Here is a 12,273-nt window from a genome sequence, read left to right as displayed (position 1 = left end):
TCAGTCGGTGAAGATCGACTTCTTCTGGTTCTCGATGCTCGAGGTGAGCCCGCCGATGTCCTTGGGGTCCTTGATGAACTGCTGGAGCGCCGGGATGATCACCGTGGAGGCGAAGTCCGGCCGGGTGTCCCGGTCGAGGAACTGGGCGATCTCGGTGGCCGACCCGACCACTTCGGCTGCCTTCTTCTGCAGGGCGGTGTAGCCGCTGACGTCCGCGCCGGTGTTGGCGACCAGGGTGGCCGGGTCGTTCTTGACCGTGATGTCCGCGGCTGCCTTGCCGCCGAAGTACTCCAGCAGCTTCCGGGCGTTGTCCTCGTTCTTGGGCTTGCGGGCCATCATGTAGCCGTCGATCGGGGCGTCCAGGGCCTTGGCGCCGATCACCGGGTCGATCTCCGGAAAGGTGAAGAAGTCGAGGTCGTTCTGCTCCTCGTTGCTGAACTGCTGGCCGACGAAGAGACCGAGCAGGTACATGCCGCTCTTCTTCTGCTGCAACGACTGCGCGGCTTCCTGCCAGGTGCGGCCGAGGCTGTCCGGCTGGTGCAGGGGGAGCAGGCCGGCCCAGGTGTCGAAGATCTTCTTGACCTTGTCGGAGGTCCAGGCCTCCTTGCCGGCCATCAGGTCGACGTGGAACTGGTAGCCGTTGATCCGCAGGTTGAGGATGTCGAAGGTGCCCATCGCCGGCCAGCCGTCCTTGTCGGCGAAGGCGATCGGGGTCAGGCCGTCCTTCTTCATCTGGCCGGCCAGCGTGGTGAAGTCGTCGAGGGTCTTCGGCGTCTGGTAGCCGTACTGCTGCCATACCGACTTGCGGTAGAAGACCGCCCACGGGTAGTACGACGCCGGAACGAAGTACTGCTTGCCGTCGTCCCCGGTGGACGCCTTCTTGAAGGCGTCGGAGTAGCCGGAGAGCTTGCCCCACACGTCGCTGACGTCGCTGGCCAGGCCCTTCTGGGCGAAGAAGCGCATCCGGTAGCCGGCGAACCAGGTGAACACGTCGTCCGGCTTGCCCTGCAGATAGTTGTTGATGTTTTCCTGGAACGTGTTGTGGTCGACCGTGTTCACCGCGACCTGGACGCCGGACGAGGTCTTGAAACCGTCGGTGACCTTGGCGAGGACGTCCTTCGGCTTCGCGTCGGACTGGTTCGAGCCGAGGGACACCTCCTTCGAGTCGGACCCGCCGGAGTCGTCGCCGCAGCCGGCGAGCAGGCCAGTGCCGAGCAGCGCGCCCGTGCCGGCCGCGCCGGCCAGCAGCGAGCGTCGGTTGATGCCGGCTACGGAGGGCGGTACGAGCCGAGCCAGGTATTCGGCTTGGGATCGGGGACGGGACATCTGTGCCTCCTGCGGATGAAGAGGTGCTACGCCCAAGGGCCGTCAGGGGTGGTGAAGGCAGATCCGGCGGCGTGATCACACATCGGGATCCCCCGAGAATCCACATTGGCGAACACGAACGGCCATTGGGGCCTCAAGCTACCCGTCCGGCGAGCGCTGTCAAGAGGGCAGTTCGCCGCCCGGAACCCAGTCGTGACACGGCTGTTACGTGGTAAACGTTGGAAAAGAAATCGATGTTTGAACCTGTTGACTTCCGTGGGTTGCCAGGTGCAATCTCAGCTCTCATGCGGCGATGGCAGGGCGACGGCATCTATTTCGGCGGCGACTACAACCCCGAGCAGTGGCCCGAGCAGACCTGGTCGGAGGACGTCGAGCTGATGCGTCGGGCCGGGGTCAACCTGGTCTCCGTCGGCATCTTCTCCTGGGCCCTGCTGGAGCCCACTCCGGGCCGGTTCGAGTTCGGCTGGCTGAATCGGGTGCTCGATCTGTTGCACGACGGCGGCATCCAGGTCGACCTGGCCACCGCCACCGCCAGCCCGCCACCGTGGCTGGCCCGCGCGTACCCGGAGACGCTGCCCCGCCGGGCCGACGGCGCGATCCTCTGGCCGGGCGGGCGGCAGGCGTACTGCCCCAGCTCCCCGGTGTTCCGCGAGCGCTCGCTGGAGCTGGTCCGGGCGGTCGCCGGCCGGTACGCCGAGCACCCGGCGGTGGTGATGTGGCACGTCTCCAACGAGCTGGGCTGCCACAACGTGCACTGCTACTGCGACGTCAGCGCCGAGGCGTTCCGCGGCTGGCTGCGCGAGCGCTACGGCGACCTGGACCGGCTCAACGACGCCTGGGGCACCGCGTTCTGGAGCCAGCGCTACGGCGACTGGGCCGAGATCAACCCGCCGCGCACCGCGCCGACCTTCGCCAACCCCACCCAGCAGCTGGACTTCCTGCGCTTCTCCTCCGACGAGCAGCGGGCCCAACTGCGCGCCGAGCGCGAGCTGTTGAAGACGCTGGTCCGCCAGCCGGTGACGACCAACTTCATGATCGGCACCGGCATCAAGCACATGGACTACCAGTCCTGGGCCGACGATGTGGACCTGGTCTCCAACGACCACTACCTGACCGCCGCCGACCCGCAGGCGCACCTCGGGTTGGCGCTCTCCGCCGACCACACGCGCGGCGTCGCGGGCGGCGACCCGTGGCTGCTGATGGAGCACTCCACCAGCGCGGTGAACTGGCAGCCGCGCAACGTGGCGAAGCTGCCGGGGCAGCTGCGCCGCAACAGCCTCGCGCACGTCGCCCGGGGTGCCGACGGGGTGCTGTTCTTCCAGTGGCGGGCCTCCCGGGCCGGCGCCGAGAAGTTCCACTCCGCGCTGGTGCCGCACGCCGGGCCGGACACCAAGGTGTTCCGCGAGGTCTGCCAGCTGGGCGCGGACCTCAAGGCGCTGGCCGAGGTACGCGGCAGCCGGGTGGACGCCGAGGTGGCCATCCTGTTCGACTGGGAGGCGTGGTGGGGCGTCGAGTTGGACTCGCACCCCAGCGTGGACGTCCGCTACGCCGACCGGCTGACCGCCCTGTACGGCGCGCTGTGGCGGGCCGGCGTGACCGCCGACATCGTCCACCCGTCCGCCGACCTCAGCGGCTACCGGCTGGTCCTGGCACCCACTCTCTACCTGGTCCGCGATGCCGACGCCGACGCGCTGCGCCGGTTCGTCGAGGCCGGTGGCACCGCGGCGATCACCTACTTCAGCGGCATCGTGGACGAGAATGACCACATCCGGTTGGGCGGCTACCCGGGCGCGTTCCGGGAGCTGCTCGGCGTACGGACCGAGGAGTTCTTCCCGTTGCGCGAGGGCGAGCAGGTGCGGCTGGACGACGGCAGCACGGCCGACGTGTGGACCGAGTGGCTCCACCCGGAGGGCGCCGAGGTCCTCACCTCGTACGCTGACGGGCCGCTGCCGGGCGTGCCGGCGCTGACCCGGCATCCGGTCGGCGCGGGCGCCGCCTGGTACGTCGGCACCCGGCTGGACGAGCCGGCCACCGACCGGCTGGTCGCCCGGCTGGTCGACGAGGCCGGCGTCCGCCCGGCGGCGCAGGCGCCGACCGGGGTGGAGGTGGTCCGGCGTCGCGACGGCGGGCGGAGCTGGCTGTTCGCGATCAACCACACCGAGAGCGAGGTACGGCTCGCGGTGACCGGCACCGAGTTGTTGACCGGAGCAGGGTGCGCCGGTGAGCTGACAGTGCCGGCCGGCGAGGTGGCCGTGGTCCGGGAGGACCGGGCCGACGGACCGGCCTGACCCGGTGACAGTCACGGCGCAAAGGAGGTTCCCCAGGTGCTCGCCCAGCAGCGGCAGACCGCCATCCTCGATCTGATCCGCCAGCGTGGCGGCGTACGGGTGAGCCAGCTCGTCAGCCGGTTCGGCGTGTCCGACATGACGATCCGGCGTGACCTGGAGGTGCTGGCCGAACGCGGCCTGGTGGACAAGGTGCACGGCGGCGCGACGCTGGCCGGGCCGGGCTCCGCAGAGGAACCCGGCTTCGCCGCGAAGTCGATCCGCCAGCAGGCGGAGAAGCGGGCCATCGCCGAGCGGGCGGCGACCATGGTGGAGCCGGGAATGGCCATCGCGCTCTCCGCCGGCACCACCACCGCCGCGCTGGCCACACTGCTCTCCGACGTACGGGGGCTGACCGTGGTGACCAACTCGATCCCGGTGGCCGACGCTCTGTACCAGAATCCGCGCGCCGACCAGACGGTGGTGCTCACCGGCGGCATCCGTACCCCGTCGGACGCGCTGACCGGGCCGGTGGCCGAGGCGGCGATCAGCGCGCTCAACGTCGACCTGCTCTTCCTCGGTGTGCACGGGCTCAGCCCACGGACCGGTTTCACCACGCCCAACCTGCTGGAGGCCGGGGTCAACCGCTGCCTCATCGGCGCCGCCCGCCGGTTGGTGGTGCTCGCCGACCACACCAAGTGGGAGACCATCGGCATCGCCACCATCGCCCCGTTGGAGGCGGCCGACGTGCTGATCACCGACGTCGGGCTGCCGGCGGAGGCGCGTACCGCGATCGGCGAGCAGGTCGGCGAGCTGGTCGTCACGCCCTAGGGGAGGCCTGTCCGACGGATCATGCCGGACAGGCCCGTGGTCCCGCGGAGGGCTCAGCGCTTGAGTGTGAAGGTGAAGTCGCCGGAGAGCTTGCCGCCCAGCCGGACTGCCGAAACGAGCTTCCCGTCCATGATCAGTCTCTCGACGGTGGCCCGCGAAAGACGGCACCCTTCGGCGATCAGTCGCACCGGCCGGACAGGGATCCGCGCCGCGAAGCGGACCGATACGTCGATCACCTCGCGGTCCAGGTGATCCGATCCGCCGGTCTCGAGGCGCCAGGCGTTGTCCCAGTCGAGGGCGATGCGATTGCGGCGCTGCACGACCGGATCCTGGAGCAGTTCAGCTGTCAGGTCAGGGTCGTTGTCATGCAGCCGGTCCAGCAGCTCAGGTCGGATGGAGCGGACAGTCATCCGTTCCAGGACGGTGAGCTTCGCGGTTTCCCCGCAGGCGGTACAGAGAGCGAGGAGCCAGACGTCGATGAGCTTGTGGTTCGCGTTGACGCGAAATTTGCCACTTGCCTGGAGGCGCTCGGACGCGCACGCGTGGCAACGGCGGCGAACGAGCGGCAGGCAGGTGGGCACGACCAGCCAGTTGTTGAGCACAGAGATACACCGGTTTCAGTGAGAAGTCCGCAGCAAGAAGGAGCGCGGCGCACATGCGCGACGCGCGACAAATCAGCGCTCGGGAGGTCTCACAGGGTGTACAACGGGACGTCCTTGACTAGACGGCTTGCTTCGGCAGCACGGTAATGGCGCACCGCGGCGCTGCGCCACCGGTTTCAAGCGCCGCACCGCCAGCTGCCAACCGGCGGATCATGGACGAAGCCAGTGATCGGCTCGGTATCGCGGATATCGGGGTTTCCGGCGGCCGGGATGCCCCCATGTCGCTGATGTCGAGTTGACCATGACGCAGGCAACAGGGTGAACGGGGAGGGCGTCAGGCTTCCCCGGAGCGGCGCTGCTCGACGAGGACCTGGACGCCGTCGAGGATCCGTTGCAGGCCGAACTGGTACAGCCAGTCCCGGTCGGCCTCGGGGTCGTCGGTCGAGGCGAAGCCGCCGCCGCTGAACGCGGCCGTCAGCGCGGGGAACCGGGCCGGATCGATGATCCGGGTGAAGAGCGTCTCGTAAGGGTCGGTGTCGGCGATCGCGCTGGGCGCGCTGGCTGCGTGGAACGTCAGGTCGGCGAAGCTGTGCGCCTGGATGAGCAGGAGGGTCGACACCTTCTCGTTTTCGTCCAACGGAGTCGGGCCCAGTGCGCGGAGCCCGTGCTCGAGCCAGCTGAGCTGGTTCGGGGTGGCGGGCGGGCCGAAGATCGACAGCGTCTGCAGGACCCACGGGTGGCGGCGGAGCTTGCGTACCGCGGCCCAGGACCAACGTTCCAGGTCCGGCCGCCAGCCCTGGCCCGTCACCAGGTCCGCGGGCGGGGGGCCGACGGCGGCGTCCTGCATGTGCAGGATCAGCTCTTCCTTGTTCGCGACGTGCCGGTAGAGCGACATCGTGGTGAACCCGAGACTCTTGGCGACCCGGCTCATCGACACGGCACCGAGACCGTCGGTGTCGGCTACCTCGATCGCCACGCCGACGATGCGCGCCAGCGACAGCCCCTCCCGTGGTTCGGGGGCGGGCTTGGCTGTCCAGACCGCCTCGAGCGGTGACATCGCGCGTTCCATGAGGGGTTGATCCTATACCCGGTGTATGGCATACACTGTGTTTATGGCATACACAGTCGAGCTTCAATCAGTTACGAAACGGTTCGGCGGTGTCGCCGTACTCGATGGGGTTGACCTGCGGGTCGAACGCGGCAGCGTCGCGGCACTGCTGGGGCCCAACGGGGCCGGCAAGACCACGGCGGTGAAGGTGCTGTCCACGCTGCTGCGCCCCGACGGTGGCCGGGCGGTGGTGGCCGGGCACGACGTCGTCTCGGAGCCGGCGGCGGTCCGTCGCTCGATCAGCCTCACCGGCCAGTACGCGGCGGTCGACGAGATGCTGACCGGCAGGGAGAACCTGGTCCTGATGGGACGACTACGCCACCTGACCAGGGCGTCGGCGCGGGCCCGGGCCGACGAGCTGCTCGACCGCTTCGAGTTGACGGCGGCCGGCGGGCGGCGGGTCGCCACCTACTCCGGCGGGATGGCCCGCCGGCTGGACATCGCGCTGAGTCTCGTCGTCGAGCCTCGGGTCCTGTTCCTCGACGAGCCGACCACCGGGCTGGACCCGCGCAGCCGCCGCGACGTCTGGGGCTCGATCGCGGAGCTGGCCGCCGGCGGCGTCACCGTCCTGCTGACCACCCAGTACCTGGAGGAGGCGGACCGGCTGGCGGACCGGATCACCGTGCTGCACTGCGGCCGGGTCGCCGCCGAGGGGACCGCCGAGCAGCTCAAGGCCCGGATCGGCGGTGAGACGGCGCACCTTGTCCTGCCCGACGCTGACGCGCTCGCCCGCGCCGTGGCGCTGCTCGCCGCGAACGCGGTATCCGCCCGGGAGGACGTCGAGGCGCTGTCCGTGCACGTGCCCACCGACGGCAGTGCGGCGGCGGTGCGAGACCTGCTCGACCTGCTCCACGCCCAGGGCGTCGAGGTGGACCGGCTCGCGTTGCACCGGCCCACGCTCGACGAGGTGTTCCTTGCGCTGACCGAGCAGCCCGCAGCCGAGCAGCCGCCGGCCGAGCGGCCGCAGACCCTGGAGGTGACCCGATGACCGCGCCCGAGCTGACCCGGACGCCCGGCGTGATCGTGGACGTGAGCGCGCTGGTCGGTCGCGGCCTGCGACGATCGGTCCGCAGCGTCGACGCGTTGATCACCGCGATCCTGCTGCCGGTGCTGATACTGCTCGCGTTCGTCTACGTCTTCGGCGGCGCGATCGAGACGGGCACGCGGTACCTGACCTACGTCGTGCCGGGGATCGTGCTGATCTGCGCGGCCTTCGGCTCCGCCTCGACCGGAGCCGGGGTGAACCAGGACATGACGACCGGGATGATCGCCCGTCTCCGTTCGCTGCCGGTCCTCGGCTCGGCGGTGCTGATCGGGCACATCGTGGCCAGCGTGGCGCGCAACCTGCTCTCGACGACCATCGTCGTCGCGGTGTCGCTCCTCCTCGGCTTCCGGCCCACCGCCTCGGTGCTGGACTGGGTGGCACTGGTCGGGCTGCTGATGCTCTTCATGGCCGGGATATCGGCGCTGTCGGCCGCGTTCGGCCTGCTCGTGACGAACGCGGAGGCGGCTGGAGCGTTCTCCTTCGTGGTGCTGTTCCTGCCGTACGTGAGCAGCGCGTTCGTGCCGCCGGAGACGATGCCGGACTTCCTCCAGGGGTTCGCCCGCAACCAGCCGATGACGCCGTTGGTCGAGACGGTCCGCGGGCTGCTGGTGGGCGGTCCGGTCGCCGAGTCGGCCCCGGCCGCGCTCGCCTGGGCCGTCGGGTTCCTGGTGGTCGGTGTGGCCGTGTCCGGCGTGCTGTTCCGGCGACGCACGGGCCGTTGACACGACCCAGCGCGCCGATGTGGCGACACAGGGTGCTGAAGGTCGGCACTTCACAGCCACCTCACAGGGCGCCTGGATAGGGTGCCCACGAGTCAACGTCCGACTCCATCCTGGAGCGGTCGGCTGTCGCACAGGAGTTCCGATGGTCTTCAAGAAGATGTTGAGCGCGTTCGGTGTCGGCGGTCCCAGCGTGGACACCGTGCTGACCAACCCCAACACCCGGCCTGGTCTGACCCTCGACGGGCAGGTCAACCTCGTCGGCGGTGACAGCCCGGCGGCCATCGAGCAGGTGGTGATCGGCCTGGTCACCCGGGTCGAGGTCGAGGGACACGACACCGAGTACGCGGGCACCATGGAGTTTCACCGGATGGCCGTGAGCGGCCCGCTCCAGCTCGCGCCGAAGCAGCAGCTCTCGATCCCGTTCCAGCTGCCGGTGCCGTGGGAGACCCCGATCACCGACGTGTACGGCCAGCGCCTGCACGGCATGACGATGGGCCTGCGTACCGAGCTGGCGGTGGCCCGCGCCGTGGACAAGAGCGACCTGGACCAGGTGGCGGTGCACCCACTGCCGGTGCACGAGCGGATCCTGGAGGCGTTCCAGCGGCTGGGCTTCCGGTTCAAGCACGCCGACCTGGAGCGGGGCCACATCCGGGGCGTCCAGCAGACGCTGCCGTTCTACCAGGAGATCGAGTTCTTCGCCTCGCCGCAGTACGCCAGCACGATCCGGGAGGTCGAGCTGACCTTCGTGACCAGCCAGCGCGGCGTGGACGTGATCCTGGAGTGCGACAAGCGCGGCGGCTTCCTCAGCGCCGGGCACGACGCTTTCGGCCGGTACCAGGTGTCGCACGCCGACGTCGACCAGGTCGACTGGGCGCAGGTGGTCGACGGCTGGCTCCGGGAGACCACCTCCCGCTACGGCAGCCTGCGCTCCCAGGGCTTCGGGCCGGGTCACGGGCACGGCCACGGCCGGGGGCACGGGATGGGCGGCATGGTGGCCGGCGCGGCGCTCGGTGTCGCCGGCGGCATGATCGCCGGCGAGATGATCGAGGACGCCTTCGAGGGGGACTTCGGCGGCGATTTCGGCGGCGAGTAGTCGTCCAGACGGGACGGTGGCCTCCGGGAGGTTCTCCCGGAGGCCACTGCGCGTCGTGCTACCGGTACCCGGTCAGTGCCGGGCCTTGCGCTCCTCACTGCTGCGCCAGTTGCTGCCGGCCTTGGCCAGCCCGCGGCTACCGAGGTAGCCCAGCGTCAGCAGGGTGATCAGGAACCAGGCGTTGTCGGCGCGGAAGATGTCCACCCCCGCCGAGTTCTTCCCGACCACCTGCGAAGCGCCCAGTACGGCGACCACCGCGGCGATGTAGATCCAGAACTCGGTGGTCCGGAACGCCTGCTTGGTCTCCGTGCCGGGTGCCTGAATGTCGTTCCGACGTCCGTCCTGCATGACCGGCATCTGCCGGGTCTGCGTGTCCCGCATCGACGCGGGGTTCTGGACGTCCGACGTCGGCCGGTTCGTCGGCCGGGTGGAAGCAGCCTGCGTGCTCATCTGGTCCTCCTCAGGATGCGATGAGTCGTACCTGCATTCCCGCCCCGCTACCGCGTTTCGGCCACGGCACGGTTCGTGTTCACGGCGGGGACACCCCCCGACTACCCGGGGCCCCTGAGCAGGTAACACCCGGACCGCCGGCCAAAAGATCCCGGCCGGCGGTCCGGGTGCGGTCAGCGCAGGCCGTTGCGGACCGCGACGCTCACCAGCAGGTCCGGGTCGTCGGTGATGATGCCGTCGACGCCGAGATCGATGACCCGCTGCATCACCCGCGCGTCGTCGACGGTGTACGGGATCACCTTCAGGTCGTACCGCGTCTGAAGCGTCCGCACGTCCGGTCCGTGGAAGTATGCCGGGTTCTCCCGCAGGTACCAGTCGGGCGAGGTGACGACGCCCTGGTGCGGGTCGTGCACCTGCCAGTTCGCCGACACCGTGCCGGCGCCCGCGGCGCGGGTCAACCTGCCCAGGTCCTGGTACCTCCACCAGTCCAGCCCACCGGTCCACGGGCTCTTCACCGACGGGTCGCCGTACACGGCCTCGAGCGAGCACTCGTCGGCGAGCGTGGCGCACTCGGCCGGGCCGTACTGCCAGATCAGGCCGACCGTGCCGATCCGACGGTCGAGCTGCCGGGCGTAGGTGATGGTGCGCCAGTCGAACGACTGGATGGTGGCCCGGTCGGTGAAGCCGGCCCGCTGGATCTCGCCGACCAGCTTCCGGGTGAAGCTGCGGTACGGCTCGGTGTCGTTCACCACCGGGCTGATCTTCGTCTCGATGTTCATCCCGATGTCGCTCCGGCCACTCGCCTTCACCAGGGCGAACACCTCGTCAAGCGTGGGGATCCGGGCACCCGGCGCGGGCACCTGCGCGGGCAGCTCGGGCAGGGTCCTCGTGCCGCAGTCCACGGTCTTGAGCTGCGCCAGGGTCAGCTGGTGCACCGGCTTGCCCACGTACGGGAACTGCCGGTCGCCGGGGCGCACCGGGGCGGTGTCGACGCAGTGCGAGCTGTTGACCGTGCGGTCGTGCAGCACCACGAGCTTGCCGTCGGCGGTCACGCCGGTGTCCAGCTCCAGGGTGGAGATGGCCCGGTTGGCCAGCGCGTTGGCGAAGGCCGGCAGGGTGTTCTCCGGCCGGGTGGCCCGACCGCCGCGGTGCGCCTGGATGTCGAACGGCGCCGCGTACGCCTTCGGCAGCCGGTAGCCGCGCTGGGCCAGCAGGCCGCGTAGCCGGTCCGGGTAGTCGGTGATGATGCCGTCCACGCCGTCGTCGATCAGCTTGGCCATGGTCGGCAGGTCGTCGACCGTCCACGGGATCACCCTGATCCCGTAGCGGTGCGCCTGGGCGACCATCTCCCGGGTCACGTACGGCTTGTAGCCGGGGTCGGTGACCGTGCCGTTCTGCGGGGAGCCGTGCACGGGCGAGAAGGCGCTGGCGCCGAAGCTGCGGATCGCCCGGATCGGGTCGCCGCCGAAGTCGTCGATGTCCAGCCCGCCGAGCCACGGCGAGGCCCCCGGCTGGCCGGTCTGCAGGAAGTCGTAGTTGGTCAGGGCAACCAGCGGCAGCTTCGGCTCGACCTGGCGCATGCGCATCAGCGCACCCCAGTCGAAGCTCTGGATGGTGACCTGCTTGAGCAGCCCGGCGGCGCGGATCTCGGCCGCGGTGACCCGGACGAACTGCTCACGGGGCGCGGTCTCGGTCGGCGCGCCGGCCCACCTTGGTCTCGACGTTGAGCGTGACGTCCTTCGCCTGGTACCGGTTGACCAGCGCGAACACCTCACGGAGCAGCGGCATCCGGGCGCCCGGCACGGCGAGCTGACCGGGCTTGTCGGCCAGCGTCTTCGAACCGCAGTCGAGGGTGCGCACCTGAGCCAGGGTGAGCGTGTTGACGTACTTTCCGACGTACGGGAATTCCGGGTCGCCGGGCGCCACCGGGGTGGTGTCGACGCACTTGGTGCCGGTGACCTTCCGGTCGTGGGTGACCACGGCCTGGCCGTCCTCGGTGATCTGCACGTCCAGTTCGAGGGTGCTCACCCCGAGCTGGAGGGCGTTGCCGAAGGAGGCGAGGGTGTTCTCCACCCGCAGCCCGAGGCCGCCGCGGTGGGCCTGCACGTCGAATGTCCGGTCCGGTCGCGGCTTCGCCTGGGCGGGCACCGCGAGCCCGGTCGTCACCATCGCGGCCACCAGGGCCGCGATGGCGGTACGGCGTACTCTGCGCACGCTGTCATCCCCTCCTGCCGGCGGGCGTCTCCCACCGGTCGCCGGACAGCATGGACACCGGGGACGGCCGGCAGGCGGCCGGCGGACGGCGCGACGGTGAACCGGTGTGGACAACCTCCCGGTCCCGGCGGGTTTGGCCGGCCGACGGTCGGGCACGCAGTCAGTTCCACAGCTTCTGCGAGGTGATGGACGTGCGTGAGGACGACATGCGGCAGGACGCCGCCCGCCGGGCCGAGAACCGGATCGCCGGCGGCGTGTACGGCGAGGGCGCTCTCGACGAGGTGACGGTGCCCCGCACCGACGTGCAGAGCCAGATCCAGCGCGACGATCCACTCGACCCGGCGCACGAACGGATCGACCCGCTGGTGCTGCGCGACGGCGGCCCCGTCGGCGGGCAGGGCGCGGTGACCACGACCGGCGGTACCGCCGGCCCGGCGAGCGCCCGTCGGGTGGCCCGGCAGCCGGAGCGGCACCGGGGCAAGGTGGCGCCGACCACCACCGGCGACGCCACCACCGGGGGCCTGAGCACCCCGATGGGCGGTGGCACCAGCGACCAGTCCACGTCCGCGACCGGACCGGCCAAGTCCATCCAGGACACCGACCGGGACTGACCGGCGG

12 protein-coding genes are annotated in these 12,273 nt (G+C 70.2%); 6 read left to right on the top strand and 6 right to left on the bottom strand.

Features of this window, described 5'->3' with window-relative positions; all coding sequences use genetic code 11:
* Positions 1-1,326, bottom strand: a complete 1,326-nt coding sequence (locus KBX63_RS21660) for an ABC transporter substrate-binding protein (RefSeq protein WP_210913406.1) — start codon at positions 1,324-1,326, stop codon at positions 1-3.
* Positions 1,327-1,610: 284 nt separating this feature from the next.
* On the opposite strand from KBX63_RS21660, the gene KBX63_RS21655 reads away from it, so the two are divergent.
* Both KBX63_RS21655 and KBX63_RS21650 read left to right on the top strand, forming a co-directional pair.
* Positions 1,611-3,614 (top strand): beta-galactosidase, encoded by a 2,004-nt coding sequence (locus KBX63_RS21655; RefSeq protein WP_210913405.1) that lies wholly within the window; start codon positions 1,611-1,613, stop codon positions 3,612-3,614.
* A gap of 36 nt (positions 3,615-3,650) precedes the next feature.
* Positions 3,651-4,421, top strand: coding sequence for a DeoR/GlpR family DNA-binding transcription regulator (locus KBX63_RS21650; RefSeq protein ID WP_210913403.1), 771 nt, complete (start codon positions 3,651-3,653; stop codon positions 4,419-4,421).
* Between the two features lie 53 nt (positions 4,422-4,474).
* Here KBX63_RS21650 and KBX63_RS21645 read toward each other — a convergent pair whose 3' ends face one another.
* Both KBX63_RS21645 and KBX63_RS21640 read right to left on the bottom strand, forming a co-directional pair.
* Positions 4,475-5,023: a DUF1062 domain-containing protein gene (locus tag KBX63_RS21645; protein ID WP_210913401.1), complete on the bottom strand. Its 549-nt coding sequence runs from the start codon at positions 5,021-5,023 to the stop codon at positions 4,475-4,477.
* 334 nt (positions 5,024-5,357) lie between these two features.
* The gene (locus tag KBX63_RS21640; protein WP_210913399.1) at positions 5,358-6,080 is read right to left on the bottom strand and encodes a TetR/AcrR family transcriptional regulator; all 723 of its coding nucleotides are present in this window, start codon (positions 6,078-6,080) and stop codon (positions 5,358-5,360) included.
* 55 nt (positions 6,081-6,135) lie between these two features.
* On the opposite strand from KBX63_RS21640, the gene KBX63_RS21635 reads away from it, so the two are divergent.
* From KBX63_RS21635 to KBX63_RS21625, 3 genes are all read left to right on the top strand, one after another.
* Entirely contained in the window at positions 6,136-7,119 is a 984-nt protein-coding gene (locus tag KBX63_RS21635) for an ATP-binding cassette domain-containing protein (protein ID WP_210913397.1), read from the top strand.
* A complete protein-coding gene (locus KBX63_RS21630) occupies positions 7,116-7,898 on the top strand; it encodes an ABC transporter permease (protein WP_210913395.1) in 783 nt (260 codons plus the stop codon). The genes KBX63_RS21635 and KBX63_RS21630 overlap by 4 nt, the downstream gene beginning before the upstream one ends.
* 142 nt (positions 7,899-8,040) lie before the next feature.
* Positions 8,041-8,991, top strand: a complete 951-nt coding sequence (locus tag KBX63_RS21625) for a sporulation protein (protein ID WP_210913393.1) — start codon at positions 8,041-8,043, stop codon at positions 8,989-8,991.
* A 72-nt stretch (positions 8,992-9,063) separates the two neighbouring features.
* Here KBX63_RS21625 and KBX63_RS21620 read toward each other — a convergent pair whose 3' ends face one another.
* The 3 genes from KBX63_RS21620 to KBX63_RS36040 form a co-directional block, all read right to left on the bottom strand.
* Positions 9,064-9,441, bottom strand: coding sequence for a hypothetical protein (locus KBX63_RS21620; protein ID WP_210913391.1), 378 nt, complete (start codon positions 9,439-9,441; stop codon positions 9,064-9,066).
* A 173-nt stretch (positions 9,442-9,614) separates the two neighbouring features.
* The gene (locus KBX63_RS21615; protein ID WP_307871789.1) at positions 9,615-11,216 is read right to left on the bottom strand and encodes a glycerophosphodiester phosphodiesterase family protein; all 1,602 of its coding nucleotides are present in this window, start codon (positions 11,214-11,216) and stop codon (positions 9,615-9,617) included.
* The gene (locus KBX63_RS36040; protein WP_210913610.1) at positions 11,116-11,655 is read right to left on the bottom strand and encodes a glycerophosphodiester phosphodiesterase family protein; all 540 of its coding nucleotides are present in this window, start codon (positions 11,653-11,655) and stop codon (positions 11,116-11,118) included. Before KBX63_RS36040 ends, KBX63_RS21615 begins: the two co-directional genes overlap by 101 nt.
* 191 nt (positions 11,656-11,846) lie before the next feature.
* On the opposite strand from KBX63_RS36040, the gene KBX63_RS21605 reads away from it, so the two are divergent.
* Positions 11,847-12,266: a hypothetical protein gene (locus tag KBX63_RS21605; RefSeq protein ID WP_210913389.1), complete on the top strand. Its 420-nt coding sequence runs from the start codon at positions 11,847-11,849 to the stop codon at positions 12,264-12,266.
* The last annotated feature ends 7 nt before the right edge of the window (positions 12,267-12,273 follow it).

This window comes from Micromonospora sp. U21 (assembly GCF_018070045.1).
Taxonomy (GTDB): domain Bacteria; phylum Actinomycetota; class Actinomycetes; order Mycobacteriales; family Micromonosporaceae; genus Micromonospora.
The sequence above is the reverse complement of the archived record's forward strand: the minus strand, read 5'-3'. Positions and strand labels throughout refer to the sequence as shown.

Excerpts from the sequence above, each read along its gene's own strand:
- KBX63_RS21655 (WP_210913405.1), top strand. The coding sequence starts at position 1,611 with ATGCGGCGATGGCAGGGCGACGGCATCTATTTCGGCGGCGACTACAAC.
- KBX63_RS21640 (WP_210913399.1), bottom strand. The coding sequence starts at position 6,080 with ATGTCACCGCTCGAGGCGGTCTGGACAGCCAAGCCCGCCCCCGAACCA.
- KBX63_RS21660 (WP_210913406.1), bottom strand. The coding sequence starts at position 1,326 with ATGTCCCGTCCCCGATCCCAAGCCGAATACCTGGCTCGGCTCGTACCG.
- KBX63_RS21625 (WP_210913393.1), top strand. The coding sequence starts at position 8,041 with ATGGTCTTCAAGAAGATGTTGAGCGCGTTCGGTGTCGGCGGTCCCAGC.
- KBX63_RS21630 (WP_210913395.1), top strand. The coding sequence starts at position 7,116 with ATGACCGCGCCCGAGCTGACCCGGACGCCCGGCGTGATCGTGGACGTG.
- KBX63_RS21635 (WP_210913397.1), top strand. The coding sequence starts at position 6,136 with ATGGCATACACAGTCGAGCTTCAATCAGTTACGAAACGGTTCGGCGGT.
- KBX63_RS21620 (WP_210913391.1), bottom strand. The coding sequence starts at position 9,441 with ATGAGCACGCAGGCTGCTTCCACCCGGCCGACGAACCGGCCGACGTCG.